Annotated in this window: 19 protein-coding genes and 1 pseudogene; 13 read left to right on the plus strand and 7 right to left on the minus strand. The window is 57.9% G+C overall.

Going from position 1 to position 25,559, the window contains the following annotated elements:
• Positions 1-4: 4 nt before the first annotated feature.
• Positions 5-2,434: a glucose/quinate/shikimate family membrane-bound PQQ-dependent dehydrogenase gene (locus tag QE408_RS02700; protein ID WP_306928322.1), complete on the minus strand. Its 2,430-nt coding sequence runs from the start codon at positions 2,432-2,434 to the stop codon at positions 5-7.
• A 532-nt stretch (positions 2,435-2,966) separates the two neighbouring features.
• On the opposite strand from QE408_RS02700, the pseudogene QE408_RS02705 reads away from it, so the two are divergent.
• From QE408_RS02705 to QE408_RS02715, 3 genes and pseudogenes are all read left to right on the plus strand, one after another.
• Positions 2,967-5,256 (plus strand): annotated as a pseudogene (locus QE408_RS02705) (NADP-dependent malic enzyme).
• Between the two features lie 245 nt (positions 5,257-5,501).
• On the plus strand, positions 5,502-7,004 hold the full coding sequence (locus QE408_RS02710; protein ID WP_306928324.1) for a glycosyltransferase family 39 protein: 1,503 nt from the start codon (positions 5,502-5,504) through the stop codon (positions 7,002-7,004).
• Between the two features lie 133 nt (positions 7,005-7,137).
• On the plus strand, positions 7,138-8,400 hold the full coding sequence (locus tag QE408_RS02715; RefSeq protein WP_306928325.1) for an NAD(P)/FAD-dependent oxidoreductase: 1,263 nt from the start codon (positions 7,138-7,140) through the stop codon (positions 8,398-8,400).
• 112 nt (positions 8,401-8,512) lie between these two features.
• Here QE408_RS02715 and QE408_RS02720 read toward each other — a convergent pair whose 3' ends face one another.
• The 3 genes from QE408_RS02720 to QE408_RS02730 form a co-directional block, all read right to left on the minus strand.
• Complete coding sequence (locus QE408_RS02720; protein WP_112360358.1) at positions 8,513-9,460, minus strand: substrate-binding domain-containing protein; 948 nt, start codon at positions 9,458-9,460, stop codon at positions 8,513-8,515.
• A gap of 145 nt (positions 9,461-9,605) precedes the next feature.
• Entirely contained in the window at positions 9,606-10,619 is a 1,014-nt protein-coding gene (locus QE408_RS02725) for an ABC transporter permease (protein WP_306930163.1), read from the minus strand.
• Between the two features lie 64 nt (positions 10,620-10,683).
• Positions 10,684-12,204 (minus strand): sugar ABC transporter ATP-binding protein, encoded by a 1,521-nt coding sequence (locus tag QE408_RS02730; protein ID WP_306928328.1) that lies wholly within the window; start codon positions 12,202-12,204, stop codon positions 10,684-10,686.
• Positions 12,205-12,366: 162 nt separating this feature from the next.
• Between QE408_RS02730 and QE408_RS02735 the strand changes: the two genes are divergently transcribed.
• Positions 12,367-13,410 (plus strand): LacI family DNA-binding transcriptional regulator, encoded by a 1,044-nt coding sequence (locus tag QE408_RS02735; protein ID WP_306928330.1) that lies wholly within the window; start codon positions 12,367-12,369, stop codon positions 13,408-13,410.
• Positions 13,411-13,438: 28 nt separating this feature from the next.
• Here the strand turns inward: QE408_RS02735 and QE408_RS02740 are convergent, their stop codons facing one another.
• Positions 13,439-13,708, minus strand: coding sequence for a DUF6074 family protein (locus tag QE408_RS02740; RefSeq protein WP_306928331.1), 270 nt, complete (start codon positions 13,706-13,708; stop codon positions 13,439-13,441).
• 341 nt (positions 13,709-14,049) lie between these two features.
• Here QE408_RS02740 and QE408_RS02745 point away from each other — a divergent pair, with 341 nt between their 5' ends.
• The gene (locus QE408_RS02745) at positions 14,050-14,340 is read left to right on the plus strand and encodes an exopolysaccharide production repressor protein (RefSeq protein WP_306928333.1); all 291 of its coding nucleotides are present in this window, start codon (positions 14,050-14,052) and stop codon (positions 14,338-14,340) included.
• Between the two features lie 127 nt (positions 14,341-14,467).
• A complete protein-coding gene (locus tag QE408_RS02750; RefSeq protein ID WP_306928334.1) occupies positions 14,468-15,457 on the plus strand; it encodes a glycosyltransferase family 2 protein in 990 nt (329 codons plus the stop codon).
• A gap of 23 nt (positions 15,458-15,480) precedes the next feature.
• Here QE408_RS02750 and QE408_RS02755 read toward each other — a convergent pair whose 3' ends face one another.
• Positions 15,481-16,434: a polysaccharide pyruvyl transferase family protein gene (locus QE408_RS02755; protein ID WP_306928335.1), complete on the minus strand. Its 954-nt coding sequence runs from the start codon at positions 16,432-16,434 to the stop codon at positions 15,481-15,483.
• A gap of 52 nt (positions 16,435-16,486) precedes the next feature.
• A complete protein-coding gene (locus QE408_RS02760; protein ID WP_306928337.1) occupies positions 16,487-17,452 on the minus strand; it encodes a glycosyltransferase family 2 protein in 966 nt (321 codons plus the stop codon).
• Positions 17,453-17,572: 120 nt separating this feature from the next.
• Between QE408_RS02760 and QE408_RS02765 the strand changes: the two genes are divergently transcribed.
• From QE408_RS02765 to QE408_RS02795, 7 genes are all read left to right on the plus strand, one after another.
• Positions 17,573-19,057: a lipopolysaccharide biosynthesis protein gene (locus QE408_RS02765; RefSeq protein ID WP_306928338.1), complete on the plus strand. Its 1,485-nt coding sequence runs from the start codon at positions 17,573-17,575 to the stop codon at positions 19,055-19,057.
• A gap of 356 nt (positions 19,058-19,413) precedes the next feature.
• On the plus strand, positions 19,414-20,562 hold the full coding sequence (locus tag QE408_RS02770) for an acyltransferase family protein (protein WP_306928339.1): 1,149 nt from the start codon (positions 19,414-19,416) through the stop codon (positions 20,560-20,562).
• A 3-nt stretch (positions 20,563-20,565) separates the two neighbouring features.
• Positions 20,566-21,354 carry a glycoside hydrolase family 16 protein gene (locus QE408_RS02775; RefSeq protein WP_306928340.1) on the plus strand — a complete coding sequence of 263 codons (789 nt, stop codon included), beginning with the start codon at positions 20,566-20,568 and terminating at the stop codon, positions 21,352-21,354.
• A 41-nt stretch (positions 21,355-21,395) separates the two neighbouring features.
• Positions 21,396-22,595 carry a glycosyl transferase family 1 gene (locus QE408_RS02780; RefSeq protein WP_306928341.1) on the plus strand — a complete coding sequence of 400 codons (1,200 nt, stop codon included), beginning with the start codon at positions 21,396-21,398 and terminating at the stop codon, positions 22,593-22,595.
• Entirely contained in the window at positions 22,592-23,608 is a 1,017-nt protein-coding gene (locus QE408_RS02785; protein ID WP_306928342.1) for a glycosyltransferase family 2 protein, read from the plus strand. The genes QE408_RS02780 and QE408_RS02785 overlap by 4 nt, the downstream gene beginning before the upstream one ends.
• Positions 23,605-24,537, plus strand: coding sequence for a glycosyltransferase (locus tag QE408_RS02790; RefSeq protein ID WP_306928344.1), 933 nt, complete (start codon positions 23,605-23,607; stop codon positions 24,535-24,537). Before QE408_RS02785 ends, QE408_RS02790 begins: the two co-directional genes overlap by 4 nt.
• The gene (locus QE408_RS02795) at positions 24,534-25,526 is read left to right on the plus strand and encodes a glycosyltransferase family 2 protein (protein WP_306928345.1); all 993 of its coding nucleotides are present in this window, start codon (positions 24,534-24,536) and stop codon (positions 25,524-25,526) included. Before QE408_RS02790 ends, QE408_RS02795 begins: the two co-directional genes overlap by 4 nt.
• The last annotated feature ends 33 nt before the right edge of the window (positions 25,527-25,559 follow it).

Genomic DNA, 25,559 nt, shown 5'->3' on the forward strand with positions numbered 1-25,559 from the left:
GCGATCATTTCGGCAATGCATAGGCAATGACGTAATCGCCGCGATCGGGTGACTGGCGTGCGCCGCCCGCCGAGATGACGATGTACTGCTTACCGGTCTTGGGTGACTTGTAGCTCATCGGACCGCCCTGGCTGCCGACGGGAAGACGGGCTTTCCAGACTTCCTTGCCGGTCGCGGTGTCGAAGGCGCGCAGATAGTAATCCTGCGTGCCGGCGATGAAGACGAGGCCGCCCTGTGTGGCGAGCGTGCCGCCCAGTGTGGGCATACCGATTGGGATTGGAAGGCCCATCTTGATCCCGAGCGGACCGGTATCTTCCACCGTGCCAACAGGAACCTGCCACTTGATCTGCTGCGTCTTCATATCGATGGCTGTCATCGTGCCATAGGGCGGAGCCTGGCAAGGAATGCCGACCGCAGACAGGAAGCGGTTTTTATCGACCGCGTAAGGCGTTCCCTTCATCGGCACGAGGCCCATGCCGGTGTTGACGCTTTCGCCACCGCTTGCCGTTGCCTTGGTCGGGGCGGCTTCCTTCATCTGGATCCACAGGCCAAGCCGCATGTCGTTGACGAAGATGGTGTTCGTCGTCGGATCGGTCGAAAGACCGCCCCAGTTCATGCCGCCGAGCGAGCCCGGGAAGCTGAGAGACAGGTCAGTGCCCGGCGCCGTATAAAGGCCCTCATAGCGCATGCCCTTGAAAGCGATGCGGCATAGAAGCTGATCGAATGGTGTCGCGCCCCACATATCCGCTTCGGTAAGGGTTTGCGCACCGATCTGCGGCATGCCGACGGAGCGCGGCTGCGTTGGCGCATAGCGCTCATTCGGAATGTTGGCCGGCTTGACCGGAACCTCTTCCACCTTCGTCAAAGGCTGACCGGTGGCGCGGTCGAGAACATAGAGTTGTCCAGCCTTGGTGCCGAAGACCAGCGCAGGTACTGTCGTGCCATCCGCCTTCGGGAAATCGATGAAGCTTGGCTGCATCGGTACGTCGAAATCCCAGAGGTCGTTATGAACCGTCTGGTAGACCCACTTCTCACGACCCGTCGTTGCATCGAGCGCCAGCATCGATGCGCCGTATTTATGATCGAGCGGCGTGCGCGTGGCGCCATAAAGGTCGACCGACGGGCTGCCGACCGGCATGTAGACCGTGTTCCGATCCGGGTCATAGGACATGGATGCCCAGACATTCGGCGTTGAGCGCGTATAGGTCTGGCCTTCAGGGGGCAGCTTGGTGATTTCGGGATTGCCCGGGTCGAAGGCCCAGCGAAGTTCACCCGTAATCACGTCGAAGCCGCGCATGACGCCGCCCGGCATATCCACCTGGACGTTATCGGCAATACGTCCCCCGACGACGACCGTCGTGCCTGCAAGCGTTGGCGCGGAAGTGAGAACATATTGCGGATCGGGCGCATTACCAAGCCCGATCTTGAGATCGACGCGACCATTCGTACCGAAATCGGGGCAAAACGCGCCGGTATCGGCATCGAGCGCGATCAGTTCGGCCGTGATCGTGTTCATCAAAATGCGGCGCTGGCAAAGCGCGCCATCGGCCACGACCGCGGGCGTCACGGGCGTCGAGCCAGGCGCCGTTGGCTGCTGCAACGGTGCCTTTGCATCGAAATAGGCAAGACCGCGGCAACGCATCCAGACGGACGACTTGGCGTTGATCTCGGTTTTCCACTTTTCAGTTCCGGTATCGGCATCGAGCGCGATGACATTATTGTGCGGCGTGCAGAGGAAAACCGTGTCACCAACCTGCAGCGGTGTTTCCTGGTCTTCGGCACCATTCGCGCCGGGGCTGATCGGCGTATCGCCGGTGTGGTAAGTCCATGCAACCTTGAGGTCTTTGACATTGTCGCGGGTAATATCGTCAAGAGCGACGAAACGGCTGCCGCCTGACGTATTGCCGTAGTGCTCCCAGTTCTTCTGCTCCTTGTCAGCCGTTACCGGTGTCAGTTGAGCCACCTCACCCTTGAAGGCGACGGTCGGATGGGCCACGAACATTCCAGCAAAACCAGCGCCGGAGGCGATGGCTAGAATGGCAGCAATGGCAAAAGACGAGCCATAGGCAGGCGTCTTGCCCTGAGCGCGCCGCAACAGCGGATAGGAGAGCGCCACCACAGTGGCCCCGACGCCGATCGCCAGCAGGCGGGAGATCAAGGGCCAGAAATGCAAGCCTGCCTCCCAGACCGCCCAGATGCCGGTCGCGATGAAAACCAGACCGAAGAGAAGCGCGCCTGCAGGTTTGCGAAGAAGGATCAGCAGACCCGAAACGACAAGCGCGACACCTGCCGTCACGAAATACGGGCTGCCACCGAGCGCAACGAGCTTGCCGCCGCCGATGGCGAAGAACAAACCTGCGGCAAGGACGACCGCGCCCAGTACCAGCAGCCACAATCTGGCTGGAAGTGAAAGTGAATTTGACGATTTACTCATGAAATCAATGTCCAATTTGAGAGCCGGCAGAAAGGCCAGGCTCAATGATCGTTCAGTATCCGGCAACGCCGGGACAGACCGCAGGAATTATGGCGATGCCAAACCTCAATGAGGATTGCATTACTGAACAGGAGAGAGCGATGGGGACGGCGTCCGACAGAATTGTCATATCGATCCATTCAATGCAGATACAACCGGCGTTTTGACCGGCAGTCAACGACCAGAATAAATCCTCCCCGGCACGGATACACCTACTTAAACCAGTATCGGCACCCAGACCTTAACCTGGGGGTATAACGCCGCATCGGCACTCGAGCAATCGGTGTTGCGCACTTTATCCACATAGCGCGGTAAAGCAGACTGCTCGGCATCTCACCAAGTATTCCCAATTAATCGATTGAATCGTCTTACGATGTCGTCGCCTTCAGTTTTGCTGCACTGAACAACATTCGGACCTTGGCATGCTCGCGAAAAATACAATAACTACGGCAGAGATTTTATACGGTTGATAGACGGAAAGTACCCAAAGCTCATGTCAGACGCGCCAAAGAACCCCAGCACAAGAACATCGGTTACGGATCAGGAAGCCCTGGATTTCCACTCGGAAGGCCGCCCCGGCAAGCTGGAAATCGTTCCGACAAAGCCAATGGCAACGCAGCGGGATTTGTCGCTGGCCTATTCCCCCGGTGTCGCAGTACCGGTGAAGGCGATCGCTGAGAACCCCGCCACAGCCTATGATTACACCACGCGTGGTAACATGGTGGCGGTCATTTCCAACGGGACTGCCATCCTCGGCCTTGGAAACCTTGGAGCGCTGGCGTCCAAGCCGGTGATGGAAGGAAAGTCCGTCCTTTTCAAGCGCTTTGCCGATGTCGACTCCATCGATCTGGAAGTCGACACGGAAGATGCTGACGCCTTCATCAATTGCGTGCGCTATCTCGGGCCCTCCTTTGGCGGCATCAATCTCGAAGATATCAAGGCGCCGGAATGTTTCATCATCGAAAGCCGTCTGCGCGAACTCATGGACATTCCGGTGTTCCATGACGATCAGCACGGCACTGCCATTATTGCCGCTGCTGGCCTTATCAACGCCATTGAATTGACGGGGCGCGACTTCAACAACACGAAGCTGGTCTGCAACGGCGCCGGTGCGGCAGCGATCGCCTGCATGGACCTCATCAAGGCCATGGGCTTCAACCCCGCCAACATTATCATGTGCGACACGAAAGGCGTCATCTATCAGGGCCGCACCGAGGGCATGAATCAATGGAAGTCGGCTCATGCGACGAAGACCGACAGCCGCACGCTCGCGGAAGCGATGAAGGGTGCGGATGTGGTCTTCGGCCTTTCGCAGAAAGGCGCCTTCACTGAAGAGATGATCAGGTCCATGGCACCGAAGCCGATCATCTTTGCCATGGCCAATCCCGATCCGGAAATCACACCGGAAGAAGTGTCTCGCATTCGCGACGACGCCATCATGGCGACGGGGCGTTCGGATTATCCAAACCAGGTCAACAACGTTCTCGGCTTCCCTTACATCTTCCGCGGCGCGCTGGATGTTCGTGCACGCCAGATCAATGACGAGATGAAGATCGCAGCAGCCCAGGCGCTTGCCGACCTTGCGCGCGAAGACGTGCCGGACGATGTTGCCGCTGCCTATCAGGGCAACCGCCCCCGCTTCGGGCCGCAATACATCATCCCTGTTCCCTTCGACCCACGCCTGATTTCGGCGATCCCCGTCGCCGTCGCAAAGGCTGCGATCGAGACCGGCGTTGCGCGCCGCGTCCTGCCCGATCTCGACGCCTACGCCCGCGAACTATCTGCACGCCGCGACCCCATGGCATCCACCACGCAGCGTCTCTACGAACGGATCCGCCGTTCGCCAAAGCGCGTGGTCTTTGCCGAAGCCGAAGAAGAACAGGTCATGCGCGCGGCGATCTCGTTTACTGCGCAAGGGCTTGGAACCGCCATCCTTCTCGGTCGCGACGACATCATCAAGGCGAATGCCGAACGCGCCGGGATCGATCTCGACCGTCCGAACATCAAGATCACCAATGCGCGCCTCTCCGAGCGGGTCGATTCCTACATCGATTACCTCTATGCCCGCCTGCAGCGCAAAGGCTTGCTGCTGCGCGACGTCCAGCGACTGATCCACAATGACCGAAACCATTTTGCATCCTGCATGGTGGCAATGGGCGATGCGGACGCGATGGTCACCGGCACGACGCGCAACTACTCCACCGCGCTTGAAGATGTGCGCCGGTGTATCGACGTCAAGCCCGGTCATCGCGTCATCGGCGTGTCTCTCGTCGTCTCGCGCAATCGCACCGTCTTCGTCGCCGATACCGCCGTCCACGATATGCCATCGGCCGAAGACCTGGCGGATATCGCGGAGGAAGCGGCAGGACTGGCGCGGCGTTTCGGCTACGAGCCGCGCGTTGCGATGCTTGCCTATTCCACCTTCGGCCACCCGACCGGTGAACGCTCCGACAAGGTTCGCGAAGCGGTGCGTATTCTCGACAAGCGCAATGTGAAATTCGAAGTGGACGGTGAAATGGCGGCAGACATCGCCCTCAACCACCACAAAATGCAGAGCCAGTATCCGTTCGCGCGGCTGTCTGGACCGGCGAATGTTCTGGTGATGCCCGCCATCCCACTCCGCATCGATCTCAACGAAGATGCTGCAGGAGCTTGGCGGTGCCACCGTGATCGGCCCTCTCCTTGTCGGTCTCGACAAATCGGTCCAGATCACCGCCATGGGTGCCAAGGACAGCGATATCGTCAACATGGCCGCCATTGCCGCCTATAACGCTGGACGTTAATGTCAAAGGATGCCCGGTGCGCCGGGCATCCTCGCTCAGCAAGCGATCCTCTGGAATTTTCTGTCTCGACGCCGCGATTTTTCACGAGCAAAATAATTAGACCGTGCTAAAACGCGCCCGCAAACATTCGCCGATCTGGCGGATGCGCATGACGAATAGTTGGATCCACAATGGCACTCTGCACATCCTTGGATCAAAGAGCGTCGGGCATAAGCGGTCTCTACAGACAACTCTCACGCTCTCTGGTGAAAAATCCGAACACGGTGATAGCCCTTTTTGGCGTCTACTTCCTCATCCAGATCGCGGTTCGGCTGCTGCTGCCACCGGCGCTACGCATAGACGAAGCGCAACAGGTGCTGTTTGCCCAGTGGCTGGCGCTCGGCTATGACGCACAGCCGCCGCTCTATAACTGGTATCAGCAAGCGATCTTTGCGATTTTCGGCACGTCCATGCTGGGTCTTGCGGTCGCAAAGAACCTCATTCTTTTCCTGGTCTTCGCTACCTACGTGAAGCTTGCGGACCTCGTTTTGAAAGAGAAGTCCCTGATCCTGGTAGCGTCTTTGGCGTTTTTCTTTAGCCCTCAACTGTTCTGGCAAGCGCAGCGCGATCTGACCCACACGACGATGTTGATGCTGACCAGTCTCTGGTCGATTTATCTGAGCGTGCGGCTTCTCCAGAAACCGACCACCATGGGCTACATACTGACCGGGGTTGCGGTCGGCTTGGGGATGCTGTCGAAATACAACTTCATCCTCATTCTTCCGGCCATCTTTCTTGCCGTCTGGCTTCATCCGAAAGGCCGCGAGCGCATCTTTGACTGGCGCATTCTGTTGACGGTTGGAATCAGCCTCGTTGTCTTCCTGCCGCATTCGATCTGGCTTTTCGAAAACCTGCAATTCGCGTCGGATGTGACACTCAGACGGATGGCGGAAGAAGCGCCTGAAAGCCGGTGGATGCAAATCCTGACCGGTATCACACACGTTTTTTCAGGCTCTGCCATCGTGATGATCCTGCCTTTACTGATACTCTTCGCGTCGCGTGGAAAGCAGGCAGGCACCAGAACCGACAAACAACAGGCATCGCCGTGGTTTCGTTTCTTCCTCCATTATTTCATCGCGCTTTCGGCGGTTCTCCTCATCGTCATCATAGCAACGACAATGACGGAGGTAAGAGACAGATGGTTGCTCCCGCTCGTTATGCCTTTCCCGATCCTCGCGGCTCTATGGCTTGAACAGAGGTCGTTTGATCCGACCGTTTTCGTCAAGAAAGTTCTACCCGTCTGCCTCGTCGTCATGGCCATTTTACCTGTTGCCTTGATCGGCTCCGTGCCGGTCCAGGCGATGCTCGGCAAGATATCCAGGTCCAACAACGACTGGCAGGTCTTCCGGCAGCATCTTCAAGAAAAGGGGATCTCGCCTTCCCTCATCGTGACATCCGACTGGTACACAGGTGGAAATCTGCGTTTCATCTTCCCCGACACCAAGGTTGCCACCACCACCTACGACGACTTCGATCCCACCTTCGCGCTGACGAGCGATCATCCTGTACTGTTTGTCTGGGTCACAGGGCGCGATCAGTCGGCTGGGATGGTCGATTGGCTGCAGGCTCAAATGGGTGTGACGTTGAGGAACATCAGCCTCAACACATTCGAGGCGCCGATGTACTTTCCGGTCGACAGCAAGATGCAGAGGTTCAGCTACGTTTTGATCACACCGGACAATGTGGAAAAATCACCGAAGCAGCCTTGAAGCAGGATGTGGCCGTCTTCAAAGCCTGGCCCGGATAGCGCGTGGCACACGCCAGTCGACAAACAATATCCAATAATGTTAGGCAAGCGACGGATTTGCGATCGGCGCTTATCTCGTTCGGAATGGATGAAACATGGATAGAAACGGCTCTCTGGGCAAATGCGAAGTGCTGGTCATCGGCACAGGAATCGTCGGCGTCATGTCGGCGCTCTATTTGCAGAATGAAGGTAAGTCCGTCACGCTTCTGGAGCGCGGCGAGATAGCCCGCGGCGCGAGTGCCGGCAACGCCGGAATCCTCGCTTTTCCCGAAATCATCCCCATGCCCGCACCCGGCATCATGAAGAAGGCGCCGAAATGGTTGATCGATCCGCTCGGGCCGCTCAGCGTTCCGCCAGCCTATGCTCTTAAGATCGCGCCCTGGCTGTGGCGCTTTTGGAAGGCAAGCTCGCAGCGGATGTTCGAACATGGCATGCGGGTGCAAATGAGGATGATGGCGCTTGCCGCATCCGAGATGCAGCATGTGGCTGCGATGCCTGAACTGTCATCCTTCATCTCCAACACCGGCACGCTCGATCTATACGATACGAGCGCGAGCTTCGATGCTTCGAACCATCATTGGGAAGAGAAGGCCAAAGCCGGTTTTACGTTTTCCCGGATCGGCCGCACCGAGATCGATGAGTTGCAGCCGGGCCTCGCGCCACAGTTCAAGCATGCGGTTTACACCCCCGCCGGTCTGCAAGTCAGCGACCCGTATGAGTTTACCAAGGCCATTGCCGAACTGGTCATCGCACGCGGTGCGAGCTTCAGAAAAGGCGAGGCCGTAAGGATCGAAGCGGTCGGAGAAAGTACCATCGTGACGCTTGCCAATGGCGACAAGATCGACGCCGACAAGGTGATCCTGGCAGCCGGCGCTTGGTCAAAGCCACTTGCCGCATCTCTTGGCAATGATGTTCCGTTGGAGACCGAGCGCGGCTACAACACCACCCTCCCGGTCGGCAGCTTCGATCTGAAACGCCAAATCTACTTCAACGACCACGCCTTCGTCGTCACGCCACTGTCGAGTGGCGTGCGTGTCGGGGGTGCTGTCGAACTCGGTGGCCTCGATCTTCCGCCCAATTTCCGGCGCTCTGAAGTCATGCTGAAGAAGGCAAGCCGCTTTCTGCCGGGTTTGAAAACGGAAGGCGGTCAGCAATGGATGGGGTTCCGCCCCTCGCTGCCGGACAGTCTTCCAGTGATCGGACCATCGCGCAACGCGCGTTCCGTTATCTACGCCTTCGGCCATGGCCATCTTGGCCTGACGCAATCGGCGGCCACCGCGCGCCTTGTCACGGAACTGGTCTGCGAGCGCGATACGTCGATCCCCGTCGACCCCTTCCGCGCCAATCGCTTCTCTTGAGCTGCAGCATTGTGAAGTAAAGCGACCTTGGTCCGTCCAACACGGCGCAGGGCGCTCTAAACGCAAAAGGCCCGCTTCGACAGCGGGCCTCCGGTGAAGAGCTCGATCTCGATTAGAACGGCGAATCCGGGAAGTAGAAATCTTTCGCGTTGTCCTTCGTGACCAGCGTGGCATCCAGAATGTAGGTGCCGCGAACAGGAACCTGATCGTAGAAGTTGGCAGCGGTCAGTTCCATGGCGGTTGCCACCATCGACGGCGGATAAAGAACGTCGACCGGGATCATCTTGTCGCCATCCATGACCTTCTTGATCATGTCCTTGGAGCCTGCACCGGCAACGACATACTGAATGTCGGTACGCTTAGCCTGCTCGATAGCCTGCAGAACGCCAACGGCCATGTCGTCATCCTGGCACCATACGACGTCGATTTTCGGATACTTCGTCAGATAGTCCTGCATCACCTTGAAGGCGTCGTCGCGGTTCCAGTTGCCGAACTGGCGGTCGAGAACCTTCACCTTGGAGCCAGCAATGCCCTTGTCGAAACCGTCCTGGCGCTGCTGATCGATCGGGATCGGAAGACCCCGAATGATGACGACTTCAGCTTCTGGTGTCTTTTCCGCAATGTACTTGCCCGCGACTTCGCCAAGTGCCGGGTTGTTGCCGGCGACGTAGAGATCACGCACGGTGTCGTCATTGACGCTTGGAGCGCGGTCGACGAGGGCGACGAACTTGCCGTTGCCCTTCACTTCCTTGATGGCGTTGACCAGCGGATCAGGATCGGACGGCAGGATAACCAGCGCATCGATGCCCTGGGTCTCGAGATCCTGTACCGCATTCGCCTGGGTTGCTGCATCGGGCGATGTCTTGACGATAACGTTGAGGCCCGGATGTTCCTGCATCAGAAGCTTGGCAACACGTTCGGCATGAAACACCACGCCCGATGTCCAGCCATGGTCGGCGGCCGGGATCGAAACGCCGATCGTGACCTTCTTGTCCTCCGTATGTGCTGCCCCCGCCAGCGCCACCATGGCGACAGCCATTCCCAACAGTCTTTTACGCATGTGTCTTCCTCCCAACAGATAAGGTCTCGATTCCGAAGCCGGGCGACCTCTCGACCCGGTGTTTCCGGAGCGCTTTGCGTCCGATGGACAATCAGAAGCGCTCCAAGACTTTGAGCAAGCCGGCCCGCCTCAGGGCAGGCAGCTGTCACCGCTGGCGCATCAGCGAACGCTGTACCAACATGGCGATGATGATGATCGCACCCTGGATGGCACCGATCAGATACTCGCTGATGAAGTTGGAGAGCAGCATGATGTTGCCGACGAGTTCGAGAATGAAAGCGCCGCAAATGGTGCCCCATACGCGCCCTGCCCCGCCCTTCAGCGCCGTGCCACCAACGACGACGGCCGTGATTGCCTGCAATTCCCACATCATGCCCGTCGTGGCGGATGTGGAGCCAAGGCGTGGTACGTAGAGAAGAACGGCGATCGCGACGCAAAGTCCCTGGATGACGAAGGCGATGGTGCGGACGCGGTTGACGGCGACGCCCGAATATTTGGCAACGTCGCGGTTCGATCCGACTGCGGTCACATGCCGGCCATAGCGCGTGCGATAGAGGATGAAAGCCGCAATGGCCGTCACCGCAAGGATGACGATGATCGGAACGGGAATGCCGAAGATCGTACCGAAATAGGCAGGTCGGTACATGCTCTGCAACTGTGGTTCGCGCAGCGTGATCGCGCCGCCTTGGGACAGCCATGTCGTCAGGCCGCGAAAAACGCCCATTGTGCCAAGCGTTGCGATAAAAGGCTCGATCTTGCCGACCGTTGTGATCAGGCCATTGGCGAGGCCACAGAGCGAACCGGCAATGACGGTGAACACAATCGCCGCTGTCAGCATCAGTGCGGGGTCGGTGATCGTGCCGGAATTCATTAGCAGGATCATAAGGCTTGCAACGAAGGCAACCATGGATCCAACCGAGAGATCGAGGTCTCCGGCGGAAATGACGAAGGTGGCGCCGACGGCGATGATCGCAATGAAAGCGCTACGGGTTGCGACATTGGCCAGATTGTTGATGCTGATAAAGTTCGGGTTGACCAGCGCGCCGACGATCAAAAGCAGTAACAGCGCAACAAAGGGCGCCACGGCGCGCAGATCCACGTCACGAAAGGATCGCGACCGGCGGACACTCTTTTCCTTGTCGTCTTCACTTACACTCATACCCACAACAGACCTCCCGTCCTGCCCCTGTTGCCCGCAACGACCCCTCAATTGACAGGGTCGTTCAGGCGGCTGTTTTTGTTTTCAATCCGGCGGCATAGCGCATGATTTCATGCTCGTTGATCTCGTCGCCCTCAAGCATGCCGACGATCCGGCCTTCGCGCATTACCGCTACGCGGGTGCAAAGCCCGATGACTTCCTGCATTTCGGAAGAGACGACGATGACCGAATGACCATCTCGCGCAAGCGCCGAGATGAAATGATAAATCTGCTGCTTGGTACCGACATCGATGCCGCGTGTGGGCTCGTCGATGATGATGATCTTCGGCTCGGTCTCCATCACCTTCGCCAACAGAAGCTTCTGCTGGTTGCCGCCGGACATGCGGCCAACCATCACATTGCCGTCGCGCACCCGAATGTCGAAGCGACGGCGCGCCTTTTCCAGCGCTCTCGCCTCACTGCCGGAACTGAGATAGCCGAAGCGGCCATGCCGGTCGAGAGATTGCAAGGTGAGATTCAGCCCCATGCCCGAGCCCAGCAACAGGCCCTTGGATTTCCGGTCCTTGGTCATATAGGCCAAACCCGCGTCGATGGATGCATGCAGATCATGCGACGGAAGCGTCACGCCATTGGCGTCCACCTCCCCTGCCTGCCGCGCCTTGATGCCGACGATTGCCTCCATCAACTCCGTTCGGCCTGAACCGATCAGACCGGAGAAGCCCAGGATCTCGCCCTTGCGCAACTCGAAGCTGGCGTCCTTGACGTAACCCGTGGAGAGACCTTTGACATTCAGCACAATCTGCTCGTCGACATCCGGCTCACGTTTTGCCGGGTAGAGGCTCGAAAGCTCGCGGCCCACCATCAGCTGCGCAATCGCCTCGCCGTCCAGCATCGAGGTCGGCGCGGTCTTGACCCAATGGCCGTCACGCAGGACCGTGACCCGGTCGGTCAGTTCCATCACCTCATCCAGCTTATGCGAAACGAAGACGAAGCTGGTGCCTTGGTCGCGCAGCTTACGCACCTGCTTGAAGAGGTAATTCGTCTCCTCCCGGGAAAGAACAGCCGTCGGCTCATCCATGAAGACGATACGCGCTTCGCGGCTAATGGCTTTCGCGATCTCCACCATCTGCTTCTCCGCGATGGAGAGGCTCGAAATCATCGCGTCTTCATCGACATGACAGTTGAGGAGATCGAGAATGCGCCGCGTCTCAGCGCGCATGAACTTTCTGTCCAGCACGCCGAAGCGGGTCACCTCTCGACCGAGGAAGATGCTTTCCGCCACGGTCAGGTGGTCCGCAAGGTTGAATTCCTGATGAATGATGACGATGCCGAGCGCCTCCGCGGCGCCGTTCGGCGGCAGCTTCACAGGCTGCCCGTCCAGAAGAATGTCACCGGAGTTCGGCTGCTCGAAGCCAGAGAGAACTTTGACCAGTGTCGATTTTCCGGCACCGTTCTCACCCATCAACGCGTGGATCTCGCCTGCCTTCAGCTCGAAATTGACGCTGAAGAGGACCTGCACTCCGTTGAACGATTTTGAAACCCTGCGTGCGCATAGCACAGCACTGCCGTTTTCGACGGTTTCCATCCCACTCCTCCACGCGGCTCCCATTCCGCAACGCTTGTGTAAACCTTTACATTGGCGATGTAAAGGTTTACATTCGTGGTTGTTACACAGATGTGATCAATCCATTTGACGCAACGCGCGGCGTGTGTAGTGTCCGGTCGCAGATAGACCCGAGGCTTATCTTTGTCCAATTCGCCACCAGCCACGATTGAAGACGTAGCCCGTATTGCGGAGGTATCGATTGCCACCGTATCGCGCGCCATTCACAACCCTGAAAAGGTTGCCAATTCTACCCGGCTGAAGGTCAATCAAGCCATTGCCGTCACAGGCTACACCACCAATGCGGTGGCGCGTAGCCTGAGACTCGGCCGCTCGAACATGATTCTCGTGGTGGCGCCGGATATTGGCGACCCCAACTTTTCCAATATCCTCATTGGACTGGAGAATGAGGCGCGTGCCCACGGCTACGGCATATTGATCGGCCACACGCAGAACGATGCGCAGCGCGGCCTCGAATATCTGAAATTTCTCAACGCCAACCAGACGGCTGGCCTTATCCTTTTTACCGGCATTCTGCCCTTCGGCCATCAGGCGATGACGGCGCGTCTCCCGCCCAGCGTCGGCGTCTTCGAACCGATCTTCAATGGCGGCATTCCCTATGTGGGGGTCAATGACACGGCGGGCGCTCGCAAGGTCGTCGATATGCTGATCGCCGAGGGCCATGAGCAGATCGCCTTTATTGGCGATTCCAGAGTTCGCCTCGCCTATATGCGCAGACGGGCAGGCTTTGACGAAGGAATGGACGCGGCTGGTCTGCCGAAAAATAGCCGCATGATCCTTGAGGGCGATGGTACATTGGAAAGCGGCAGGCTTGCGGTCGAGCAGCTTTTCATGCGCGACACGTTGCCGACCGCCTTTATGTGCGTCAACGATCAGACTGCCATCGGTGTGATGATCGGCCTCTCGGCCCGCGGCTATGATGTGCCAGCGGATTTTTCGGTCACGGGCTTTGACGACATCCCGCAAGCCGTCTTCATGTCGCCGTCGCTCACGACCATTCGCCAGCCCCGCAGCGCCATCGGCAAACACGCCATGGCGCTTCTTTTGCAGCTTCTCAACAGTGAAGAACCTACAGAGCCGGAAGTGTTGCTGACACCCGATCTGGTGGTGAGAAATTCCGTTGCGGCACCTTCCAGGCGGAGCCCGAAGTTGCGCGACAAGAGCTAGGCGCGATCGGAGAGATCGTCAAACACTCTCAATACGTATCCCGGCGAACAGCCTCTTCCGTCTGGGATTGCGCCCAAAGTTGTGTCTGAACGGCGTTCTGAAACTCCATCACCTCATGGCGCATGGCTGTCTCGTCATATCCTAGTTCCGTCAAATGCTGAGCAAGCGCGCGGCACTCATCCCGCCAGAAGCGGTTGGCTTGATCCCCGTGGAGGGTCTCCAGCATATCGACGCAACGCTGAATGTCGCGGACGCGATTTTTGACGGGAAACGCAATTACTTCGGAACGCTTGGGCACACGCACACCTGACAGCTTGAGAATCGGTTCCCAAGTTTTACGGGCTACATAGTTAACGAAGTCTGCAGACGCGAAGGGGGACCTGTTATTGGCCGCTCGACGTCGCGTTTCGCTCACGCATCCTGTGACGACTACCGCACCACCACGCATTATCCGATGTGAGAATATCTCTGTTGAGAAGATTTTTACCGTGAAACCTTACGCGAATTTCATGCTTCGCGAGGTATTTGAGCCTATTACTTGGTTGAAACGATGCCAATTTGCCCATATATTTTATGGAAAAAGAACCAATGAAAAATTGTATCCCGCAGCATGGGATAGCGTCAGGCGAGGAGAGAGACATGTACGCGCCCCGCGTTTTCGTCAGCATGATCTGCGCCTTGCTGGTGTTTGCAGTGGCCACCTATTGGATCCATGGCTCGTTCTACACAACGCTGATCCAGACCGCTATCTCGCTTGTCGTCATTCAGATCTGTTACTTTATCGGTGTCGTCATCATGGTATCGCGTGAGAAGAAGCGCATGCGCAAGACGCTGGAGTTCCAAAAGGACAGGCCTGCTTCACCCGAGCAGTCGGGCTCGGAAAACATCGCCGCGGTCAGTCGTCGCCGCCCGACGCTGAAGGACATCTGACCGCTCTTACCATCTGAAGCGGTGTCGAATATATTTCGCAGGTGCGAAATAGCACTTCCCTCTCCTCATCCCTGACATGTTTTCTCTTCAGTAATCGTGCCAAATGCTGAAGAACGGGAGCAAGGTCATGGGCTCACAATCCATCTGCGTCATCATCGCGGCGAGAAACGCGTCATCGACAATCGGTGAAGCCATCCGATCGGCACTGGCAGAGCCGGAAGTCTCGGAAGTCGTCGTTATCGACGATGCATCGACCGACGACACGTTTCAGGTTGCGAAGCACTGCGATGATCAAACCGGACGCCTGATCGTCGAGCGCTTTGATGTCAACCGTGGTCCTTCCGCCGCACGCAATCATGCGATCAGTATTTCCTCGGCACCGCTGATCAGCATCCTGGATGCCGACGACTTCTTCTTCAAGGGCCGATTTGCCGCCATGGTGGCAGAGGATGACTGGGATCTGGTGGCAGACAACATTGCATTCATTCAACAAGGCTCACCTGCGGCTGCCAATATCGTTCCGCGACGCTTTGCGCCCCAGCATCACTTCCTGACGCTCACGGAATTTGTTGAGGGAAATATCTCAACAAGAGGCGTTGAGCGTGGTGAGACCGGCTTTCTGAAACCCGTCATTCGCCGGGCGTTTCTCGATCAGCATCGGCTTCGCTATGACGAAGCTCTGCGCCTTGGCGAAGATTACGAGCTTTACGTTCGGGCGCTCGCCTCAGGTGCGCGCTACAAGGTCATCCGCAATTGCGGTTATGGTGCCATCGTGCGCGGTAATTCCTTGAGCGGGCGACACAGCACACAGGATCTCAGGCTGCTCTACGAAGCCGATCGCAAGATCCTCGCCGACTACGCTCTTTCGGCGCAGGAGCAGGCAGTTCTCCAACAGCACGAGCGACACATTCGGGAAAAATTCGAGCTTCGTGATTTCCTCGATGCCAAGTCAACGCACGGCTTGGGCGGCGCCATGGCTCATGCTCTGCGGCGCCTTCCCGCTGTTCCTGCCATCACCAATGGGATCTGGCACGACAAGACAGCACGCTTCCGCAAGAAGCCCGCACAGCCTGCCGATATCCGCTATCTCCTGAAAGGAACGCCGCTGTCTCCCTGAAGGAGCAAGCGGCGTGTGTCACCTCAGAAGTAGTCTCGTTTTACGGTTTCGAGCACCGCCTGAAAGCGGTCCTTGCGCTCCTCCAGCCGCCCATCTGGGCTGAGGCGTGGCTCTGCACGGCTTGCCTGCCATAGCGCCAGAACAGACGGCGCTGCGAGAACCTGCTTTGCCAGCTTGCGTAGCGGGCGTTGGCTCTCAGCCCGAACCAGCACTTCGCCATCGTCATGCGACGGTGCAGACCCACGCTCCACGATAACCGGCGGCGGTGGCGGCGGAAAGCTCATGCCCCAGAACTTCGAGCCCTTCTTCGCCGCCTCTGCGCGGGTGGAAACCGGAATGTAACGCGGCTCGTAAGACACGCCGACACTTCCCGCCCAGTCGCTCCATTTGAAGCTGTTGATCGATTGCGAGGTGCTGACCGCGACCCATGGAACGCGGAATGCATCGGCAAGGATCGCGCCGTGCATGGATTCGGCCACGATCATTTCCGACTGCGCGATTTGCTTTATGACGGATTTCGCCTCGCCTCTCGGATCGAGATAGGTGAGACCAGCCGGTTCGCACAGGGCCTCCCACATGCCGAACTCTGCGGACTCCCAATGAGGAACGAAGGTCTTCTTGTAGATCTTCTGGAGGTTTTGGAACTCCGGCATCTCCGTCACCATCACGGCGGGATCGATGATACCCTTTTCTGCCGGCAATCCGAGCTTGGCGGCGGTCATTTCACCACGCACACAACGAATATCCCAGAGATCGGGGTTCGACGTATCGGGGACTGCCCCATACCCGTACCCACTGCCGATCACCAGCTTGCGCTGGCCGGGTGGAAAAAGCACATCGTTGAGGACGGTGCCGACGCCGACAAGCAGAACGTCTGGACGAACATCACGAAGCCCCGGAAGCAGGAAATCCCAGAGCCAGAGATTGAGGTCGTCGCCGAAATTCCCGTGATGAGATTCCCAATGGTAAGGTTTCATGGATTTCTCCCGAAAGAAAAAAGGGCTTGAAGGAAAGCCCGGAAAGAGACGATCACTTCGAGCGGACGATCTTGCCGGCCCCAAGTTCGAAGGCGGCACGCAGGATCGCCGGATCACGCATCATCCATTTGAACAGCAGGCCAAGCTCGGGCGCCTTGCGACGTTTCAGCTTGCCGGCCTGGCTCCAGAGCGCCTGTCTGCGCGCCGTGTTTTTGTAGGACGCGATGGAAGCCACATCGGCGGGACGTTTGGAAAAACGGCTCTGCAAGGTGTCGAGCGCAACCCATGTGTTGAACTGTTGGCGCAGGAATTCCGGCGAGGTGTTGTCGATACTATGGAAGATGTTGACGCCCATGCCGCGCGCGGCACCGGCATCATCGCAGAGAAGAGTGCGCTTGGATGCGAGGATGCAATCGCAGAAGAAGAGCACGTCTTCGGCCGCCAGGCGAAGGGCGGGATCGAAGCGGATCTTTTCAAACAGCGGCCTGCCTATGACCATGCAGGACAGATGCAGGAAGCTCCAGTTGCGCAGCATGACGCTCGCAAGATCCGGCAGCTCTATGACACGCGGTGATTCGCTCAAGCGCGCGGCACCCTCGTTCTTCTCGAGTTCCGACATGGCGAAGTGGTAATAGAACTCGTCGCTTGCCTGCATCGACGCCCAGTAGCATTCGCCTTCGAACTGATCGAGGCTGAGCTCAGCATTTTTCAAATGCTCCGGCGTCCAGATATCGTCCGAATCAAGAAAGGCCACATAACGCGTTTCGGCGGGCACATGATCGAGCCCCGTATTGCGCGCGCCACCTGGACCGGCATTCGCCTGTTTCACCACCCTGATGCGGTTTTTCTGCTCGTCGCTCAGCTCTGCCAGTTCATTTTCAATGGGATAAGGCGATTCGTCGTCGACAATGACGAGATCGAAATCCTGGCATTCCTGCGAGAAAACCGATGCGAGCGCTCGGCCAAGTATGCCATGCTTCTTCTGGTAGTATGGAATAACGACTGTAAATTTCGCCATTGTTTCGCCCCTTGTTTCATCAAGAAGTGTCGGGCCCGCCGTAGACTTACGGCCCCGATGAGTGGCAACCCTCCCGCCGGCTCCACGATTTTTGCCGGCCTCCAGACACAGGATGGACCCATGCCTCCAGCCCCAAGCGTCAAAACCATCACGGCCAATGTCGGGTGGAGCGTGTTATCAAAGACAGGCACATTCGGGCTTAAATTTGTCACAGTCCCGATTCTTGCACGTTTGCTGACCCCGGAAGAATTCGGCGTCGTCGCTGTCGGGCTCACCGTCGTGCAATTTTTGACGATGATTGCAGGCGCTGGCCTGACCTCCGCTCTGATTGTGGAAAAGGAAGAGGATATGGACACGATCCATACCGTCTTCTGGGCCAATCTGGCAATTTCCTGCACAATGGCTGCGATCCTTTACTTTGGCGCGGAGTTCTTCGGTGGTCTGCTGGGTGCGGTGGAAAGCGCCTATCTGCTGCGCATCATGGCCTTTCTCATTCCCCTGCAACTGGCAGGCGATGTGGCTTATTCGCTTCTGGCGCGGCGGATGAATTTCAGCAAGGACGCCATTTGGAGCATGACGTCGGAAAGCGCCGCCGCCATCATTGCCGTCGTACTGGCCTTTGCCGGCTTTGGGGTGTGGGCTCTGATCATCCAGCTTTTCGCCGCAGCACTGATCCGGCTCGTCGGGCTCTACGCCGTGTCACGCTATACGCCACGCCTCGTCATGAAGCCAAAGCGGCTGATCCCTTTGCTCGGCTTCAGTTCGGGCCTGATGGGCTCGGAGATCGCCAACTTCGTCACCTTCCAATCGCCGATGGTGATCATCGCCCGCTATCTAGGACTTGCCGACGCTGGCGCATACTCCGCCTCCAATCGCTTCGCCAGCATTCCAAACCAGGTCGTGCTCTCCGCCGTGATGGGCGTTCTCTTCCCCGCCTTCAGCCGCATGATGGACGACCGGCAGCGGCGGCGCGAAGCGCTGATGTTCAGCACGCAGGTATTGACCGTCATCCTGGCACCGATGATGTTCGGCCTTTGGGCGGTGGCAGAACCCGCAATGCTGGTGATCTTCGGCCAGAACTGGGCCTATGCCTGGCCGGTGCTCGGCCTGCTTGCCCTGTCGAAAGCCATCCTCACCCCATGCAGCACTTTCATTCCCTATCTGAAGGGTGCCGGCTATGGGCGTGTGCTTTTCTGGTCCGCCACGATCCGTGCCGTCGTGACCACCGCTGCGGTCTGGGTTGCCGCAGTTTATGGCTCGCTGATCGACGCGATGATCTGGCTCTGCATCGTCAATGCGGCGACGCTCATTGCCTATTCCTGGGCCGTGTTCAAGGCGAGCGAAACACCCTTCTTCTCCGGCCTCTATGTCAGCAGCCGGCCGATGATTTCGGCCTTCATCATGGCCCTTGCGGTCCGCTACATTCTGCAATGGATGGGCGCCTCGCTTCCGCATGCCTATATGCAGGTGCTCGTCGGCGCTGTCGCCGGCGGCGTAATCTACGGTGTTTTGATCCTGCTGACCGAACGCGCGCTTTTGCGCAAAATCATCGGTCTGGTGAGATCGCGAAAAGACCAAGGCGCACCCGCACCCGTCGCCAGCTGACAACGAACCGCATCTGACCATCAAGGCGACTCTGTCCAAAATTCGGCCAAGCGAATAAGGCGCATCGCAGAGTTATTTTGCGATGCAGCATAACAGGCCGCCTCCTCTCCACAGGACCAATGCTTCAGCACGCCGGAACGAACAAAGCTTAAGCGTCAATAAAATCATATACTTAATAAAGACGCCTATTTTAGCAAATAAGCATCCAGACATTTACCCCTGATATCTTGCGGCGCGATTTTCCCGCGCTGCCACATTTTGCCCTCAACTGAAAACCAAACTTTTGCTCACGGGCTTCAAGTTCGCTCTGTGTGAAACGCGGTGAGGGGAGACACCGCCCAACTAGGGTAACTGATGTGACTGTTGATCAGAACCTATCGTCCCGTATCAATTTGATGCGCATAATTTTGATATCCGGCATCGTGTTCGTTCACGTGCCGCACGATCCGGAGACAAGTCCGTTTCTGGGTCTATACGGATTTTTTGACTGGTTCCGGGTGTTCCTTGGTGATGCCCTGTTCCGCATCGGTGTGCCGTGCCTGAGCGCGATTTCCGGCTATCTGCTGTTCCGGCGTGGCTGGAGCGCGTTCAACTATCCGGCAACGATCAAGTCCAAGACCAAGACTGTCCTACTGCCGTTTCTGCTGTGGAATGGCGGGCTTTTCATTGCGGTCATGCTTCTCCAGCGCGCAGGCGTCGGCGTCGGCTATTTTCCTGATCTATGGAATGCGACTCCCCGCGAAATGCTAAGCCATGGCGTTGCAGTGGAAGAACTGCCCGTCAATGTGCCGCTCTATTTCCTCCGCGATCTCTTCGTCTGCATTTTGCTGTCGCCGCTTCTGGCGCTTCTCGTTCGTCGCTTCGCTTTGCCGACGCTCGCCATTCTATTGCTGCTGACCGCAATCCCGGACCTCAGCCTGCTGATCGTGCAGAAGAAATCGATCCTGTTCAGTTTCACACTTGGCATTGCGCTCGCTCTTCACAAGATCGACCTGAAGATGCTCGACCCTTACGCCAAGTCCCTGACGCTGGGAACGCTCATCGTCGCCGCAGGGCTTGCCACGGCGCTTTATTGGACAGGCCCGGAATTCACATTCGGTCTTAATCTCTTGCGCAATCTTCTGGCGGTCTTCGGCGTTCTTGGTTTCTGGGTGGCATCGTCCCTGCTCGTGCAGAACCGGCTTGGCCAGCGTCTATCGCAAACCGGTAGCCTGAGCTTCTGGATATTCTGCGCCCATTATCCGCTCCTCGTCATCCTGTGGATGGTCTGGAACAAGGGTGACCTCGACTTCTATCCCGCCTTCTATATCGGCGCAGTGGCTTTGACCTTCCTGCTCCTGATCATCACCAACGCGCAGGTCCGCGCACGGCTACCCGCTCTCTACGCGGTCTTAACCGGTAGTCGCAGCGGCAAGCCCAAACCTCTTTCTCATCACGACGCGGTGGAACCTATCGCCGCCAGCCAGTCTTCTGCCAATCCCGCCTATTCGCAAAGACGGAGGTAACCGATGACCTACCCCGCCCTATGTCAGCCGCGCATCATCGCTGCCGCATTGATCGCTATCACGTCTACCACATCTCCCGCCTTGTCTCAGGAGGAGAACGGCAAGTCCTTCATCGAAAACTTCGACAGCATGGACCGCTCATTCTGGTACATCTCTGATGGCTGGAACAATGGCCCGCACCAGAACTGCACATGGTCCAAGAAGCTGGCGGCCTTCGAAAACGGCCACCTGCAACTCGGCTTCAACGATGAAAAAGCCGGAGACCGCAACTATTCCTGCGGAGAAATCCAGACCAAGGGCCGTTATCGCTATGGCACCTACGAAGCGCGGATCAAGACCGCACCGGGTTCAGGCCTGAATTCGGCATTCTTCACCTATATCGGGCCCACCGACAAGAAGCCGCATGACGAGATCGACATGGAAATCCTGGGCAAGGACAGCAATCAGGTCCAGTTGAACCAGTATGTGTCGGCAAAGGGTGGCAATGAAAAGCTGGTGGATGTGCCGGGTGGTGCAGACAAAGGCTTTAACGATTACGCCTTCGTTTGGGAGCCTCAGCGGCTGCGTTACTACGTGAACGGCAAGATGGTTCATGAGGTTACCGACCCATCGAAGATCCCGCAGAACGCGCAGAAGATATTCTTCAGCCTTTGGGGCACCGACACGCTGAAAAGCTGGATGGGCAAGTTCGATTATTCCGGCCCCGTCACCATGCAGGTCGATCGCTTCGCTTTCACCGCGCTCGGGGACAAGTGCCAGTTTTCGGAATCTGTCGCCTGCCAAACCAACTGATGCAGACTGCCCAACGTCAGACGAAGATGAACGGATCGGACATGACCCACATTCTCTATTTTGCGCATGATCTGGCAGACCCCGCCATCCGCCGCCGCGTCATGACGCTGCAAGCGGGCGGCGCGACCGTCAGCCTTGCAGGATTCAGGCGCGCGGATAACGGGCTGGCTGACATCGATGGCCTCGTCCCGATCGATCTTGGGCAAACGGCCGATGGCCGCTTTGCTCAGAGAATGGCGTGCGTGGCAAAAGCGAGCCTCACACTTCCAGCCAAGTTGTCGCTGGTGAAGAAGCCGGACGTGATCATTGCTCGCAATCTGGAAATGCTGGCGCTTGCCCGGCGCGCCGTCAGCCACTTTGGCGCGCATGTTCCGGTCGTCTATGAGTGTCTCGACATCCACAGGCTTCTGTTGAACGAAGGACTGCCCGGCAAACTGCTGAACGCGGTTCAGCGCGCGCTCGGGCGGAACGTCAAACTTCTCATCACAAGTTCACCGGCATTCGTGGAGAATTACTTCAAGCCCCGTTCCGGTCTCAACCTTCCCGTGCTGCTGCAGGAAAACAAGGTTCTGGCGCTGGATGCCGACGACACGAGCGCCCCCTCCCCGCGCGTGCCGCAAGTGGGAGAACAATGGAAGATTGGCTGGTTCGGTGCATTGCGCTGCCGCAAGTCTCTCCAAATCCTGGCAGACTTCGCCGCAAAGATGGATGGCAAGGTCGAAGTCGTCCTGCGCGGCCGCCCGGCCTATTCAGAATTCGATGACTTCGATAGCTTCGTCGCACGTACGCCTCATCTCACTTTCTATGGCCCATACAAAAATCCGGAGGATCTGGCCTCGATCTATAACGATGTCCAGTTCACCTGGGCTATAGACTTCTTCGAAGAAGGACAGAACTCGAGCTGGCTTTTGCCGAATAGGCTCTATGAAGGCGGTCTCCACGGCGCGCTCCCGATTGCGGTCGCGGGCACTGAAACGGCGCGCTTTCTGCAGCAGCGGAATATCGGTCATGTTCTTGAGAAAGCCAGCGTTGCATCGCTTGAAGCGATGTTCTCCGCACTAAGCGATGCCTCCTATCTGCAAAGCTTCCAAACGCTGGCCGCGATCGAACGGCAGCAATGGATCACGGATCAGAGCGACTGCCGGGAGCTTGTCCGCGTGCTTCAAACTCTGACGATGCAACCGGATGGGCGCCCGGTCGATGCCGTTCTTTCGATGGCTTTGAGCGGGAGGACTTCATGAAGTTAGTCTCCATTCCCAATGTGAAGACATTGATCGTCATTCCTTGCCTCAACGAGGCACGAACGATCGACGATCTGCTGTTGAAATTTTCCAGCACGTTGAATCATCCCGATGACCGGATCATCGTCGCGGATGGCGGCAGCGAGGATGGAACCCGTGACATCGTTGCCGCTTTCTCCAGACAGGATCAGCGCGTCATTCTGCTTGCCAACCCCAAGCGCATCCAGAGTGCGGGCATCAACCTCGCAATAGAGGTCTTCGGAGCGGGCTACGACTATATGATCCGTATCGATGCGCATGGCGACTATCCTGACGACTATTGCCATCGTCTGGTGGAAGACGCTGTGGCGATGGGCGCGGATTCGGTGGTCGTCGCCATGGACACTGTTGGCCATGGCACGTTTCAGAAGGCGACCGCCGCTGCGCAGAATTCCAAGCTCGGCAATGGCGGCTCAAAGCATCGCGAAGGTGCCAAGGGTCGCTGGATCGATCACGGTCATCATGCCCTGATGCGGATCGAGGCCTTCAAGGCGGTCGGCGGCTATGATGAAAGCTTCAGCCACAATGAGGACGCTGAACTCGATCACCGCCTGCGCAAGGCGGGCTTCCGCATCTGGATGACCGACAAGACACGCATGACCTATTATCCGCGCGCCAGCATCGGTCCGCTGTTTCGCCAATACATGGCTTATGGTCGGGGAAGAGCGAAGAACCTGCTGAAGCACCGCGCCATTCCGAAAATCCGCCAGATGATCCCGCTTGCGGTGTTGCCCTGTGCGGCTCTCGCGCTCTTCGGCTTTGTCCACTGGATCGCCCTTATCCCACTTTGCCTCTGGATTGCCGCATGTCTGGGCTATGGCCTCTGGATGGCAATTGGAGAGAAGAATCCTTACGGGCCGCTTGCGGCCGTCTCGGCAATGACCATGCATCTGGCTTGGTCGACAGGTTTTTGGTGTGAGCTTCTGGGCTCTTTCGCCACGCCCCAGCCACTTGCAGGAAAGGCTGTCTCGTGACGAATCATCCCGCAACTCCTGTGAAAGTCGATATCGGCATCTGCACCTATCGCCGCCCGATGGTGATGGATACGCTGCTCTCGCTGTTCCGGTTGGATGTGCCAGAGAACGTGTCCGTGCGTCTGATCGTCGCCGACAATGACGCAGAGCCATCCGCGCGGGAGCTGGTCAACGCCCTGCAACAGCGAGCGCCTTTCCCGATCCATTACGTCCATTGCCCGAAATCCAACATCTCGATTGCCCGCAATGCTTGCCTCTCCGAGTGCGAGGCCGACTATCTGGCCTTCATCGATGATGATGAGACCGCGCCTGCAAACTGGCTGACCGAGCTTTTGAAGACGGCACAGGAAACCCAAGCCGATGCCGTGCTCGGCCCGGTGACGGCGCTTTACGCGGAGGATGCGCCGGGCTGGATGACAAAGGGCGACTTCCACTCGACGCGGCCTGTCTGGGTCAATGGCGACATCATTACTGGCTACACCTGCAACACGCTTCTGCGCATGGCCTCTCCTGCGGTCAAAGGCCGGCGCTTCGCCCTGTCGCTTGGACAAAGCGGTGGGGAAGACACGCATTTCTTCACCCATATGCATCAGGACGGTGGACGCATCGCTTACTCGGAAAACGCCTTGCTCACAGAGCCTGTACCGCAAAGCCGTGCCAGCTTCATCTGGCTTGCCAAACGGCGTTTTCGCTCCGGCCAGACGCACGGACGTTTGCAGGCCGAGCAGAAGGCGGGGCTCCGACGCCTTCCGCTGATCCTGTCGACGGCCGCAAAGATCACCTATTGTGCGGCCAGCACCCTTCTCACCGCTTTCGATCCTGTCCGTCGCAGCCGTTCGGCTCTGCGCACCTCACTTCATGCGGGGTCGCTAAGCGGCATCTTCGGCGTTCGTGAAATCCGCCAATATGGCACTGTGGAGGCTGCATGAGCGCATTGCAAACCGAACCGGATGTGACCTTCGTCATCGCGGCCTACAAGGCAGCCGATACGATTGTCGCGGCGATCGACAGCGCTCTGGCGCAAGAGAACGTCGCCCTTGAGGTGGTGGTGGTCGATGACTGCTCGCCGGACGAGACGCGCGCTGTCGTTAAAGCAGTGACCGAGCGCGATCCCCGCGTCAAACTGATAGCCCTCGACAGCAATCTCGGTCCCGGGGGCGCACGCAATGCCGGGATCGACGCTGCCCAGGGACGTTGGATCGCCGTGCTCGATTCCGACGACATGGTCTATCCGGAGCGCATGGCGCAGATGATCATGCGCGCCGAGAAAGCCAACGCGGATATCGCCGTCGACAATCTGGATGTCGTCTATAGCGATGGACGCCCGCGCGAGACGATGTTCGAGCCCGCCTTCCTGCAAGCAAGAAGGTTGCTCACACTCGAAGACTTCATTCGCTCCAACATCCTCTTCAAGTCCACTTTCAATTTTGGCTACGTAAAGCCGATTTTCCGTCGCGATTTCCTTAATGACCACGGCCTTCGCTTTCGCCAGGATCTGCGCATAGGCGAGGATTACCTTCTTCTGGCGTCAGCGCTCGCGTCCGGTGCCTCTTGTGTCATCGAGCCGATGCCTGGATATGTTTATAATATCCGGCAGGGCTCCATTTCGCGCGTGCTCGAACTCCATCACGTCGATGCGATGATCGCCGCAGACAAGGAATTCTTGCGCCAGTACGCGCTTCTGCCGGCGGCGATGGACGCGCAGGCCGACAGAACGAGAAGCCTTATCCAGGCCAGGCACTTCCTGATGCTGGTCGACAGCATCAAACGACGCTCCGTATCAGACACGATCAGGATCGCGCTTCGCGACCCTGCCGCAATCAAACATCTCCGCATGCCGATTTCCATCAGACTGCAAAAGCTGAAGAAAACGCTTCTTCCTTCAGCCTTATCTTCGGCAATGCCGGCCAGAAACTGAACGCAGCGGGACAGCCGAAGGCAATCCACTGCC

It is taken from the genome of Agrobacterium larrymoorei, assembly GCF_030819275.1.
Classification (GTDB): domain Bacteria; phylum Pseudomonadota; class Alphaproteobacteria; order Rhizobiales; family Rhizobiaceae; genus Agrobacterium; species Agrobacterium larrymoorei_B.

Bases quoted from the DNA above. Each gene is read 5' to 3' on its own strand.
- QE408_RS02700 (WP_306928322.1), bottom strand. From the start codon at position 2,434: ATGAGTAAATCGTCAAATTCACTTTCACTTCCAGCCAGATTGTGGCTG.
- QE408_RS02715 (WP_306928325.1), top strand. From the start codon at position 7,138: ATGGATAGAAACGGCTCTCTGGGCAAATGCGAAGTGCTGGTCATCGGC.
- QE408_RS02720 (WP_112360358.1), bottom strand. From the start codon at position 9,460: ATGCGTAAAAGACTGTTGGGAATGGCTGTCGCCATGGTGGCGCTGGCG.
- QE408_RS02725 (WP_306930163.1), bottom strand. From the start codon at position 10,619: ATGAGTGTAAGTGAAGACGACAAGGAAAAGAGTGTCCGCCGGTCGCGA.
- QE408_RS02730 (WP_306928328.1), bottom strand. From the start codon at position 12,204: ATGGAAACCGTCGAAAACGGCAGTGCTGTGCTATGCGCACGCAGGGTT.
- QE408_RS02745 (WP_306928333.1), top strand. From the start codon at position 14,050: ATGTACGCGCCCCGCGTTTTCGTCAGCATGATCTGCGCCTTGCTGGTG.
- QE408_RS02750 (WP_306928334.1), top strand. From the start codon at position 14,468: ATGGGCTCACAATCCATCTGCGTCATCATCGCGGCGAGAAACGCGTCA.
- QE408_RS02755 (WP_306928335.1), bottom strand. From the start codon at position 16,434: ATGAAACCTTACCATTGGGAATCTCATCACGGGAATTTCGGCGACGAC.
- QE408_RS02760 (WP_306928337.1), bottom strand. From the start codon at position 17,452: ATGGCGAAATTTACAGTCGTTATTCCATACTACCAGAAGAAGCATGGC.
- QE408_RS02765 (WP_306928338.1), top strand. From the start codon at position 17,573: ATGCCTCCAGCCCCAAGCGTCAAAACCATCACGGCCAATGTCGGGTGG.
- QE408_RS02775 (WP_306928340.1), top strand. From the start codon at position 20,566: ATGACCTACCCCGCCCTATGTCAGCCGCGCATCATCGCTGCCGCATTG.
- QE408_RS02780 (WP_306928341.1), top strand. From the start codon at position 21,396: ATGACCCACATTCTCTATTTTGCGCATGATCTGGCAGACCCCGCCATC.
- QE408_RS02785 (WP_306928342.1), top strand. From the start codon at position 22,592: ATGAAGTTAGTCTCCATTCCCAATGTGAAGACATTGATCGTCATTCCT.
- QE408_RS02795 (WP_306928345.1), top strand. From the start codon at position 24,534: ATGAGCGCATTGCAAACCGAACCGGATGTGACCTTCGTCATCGCGGCC.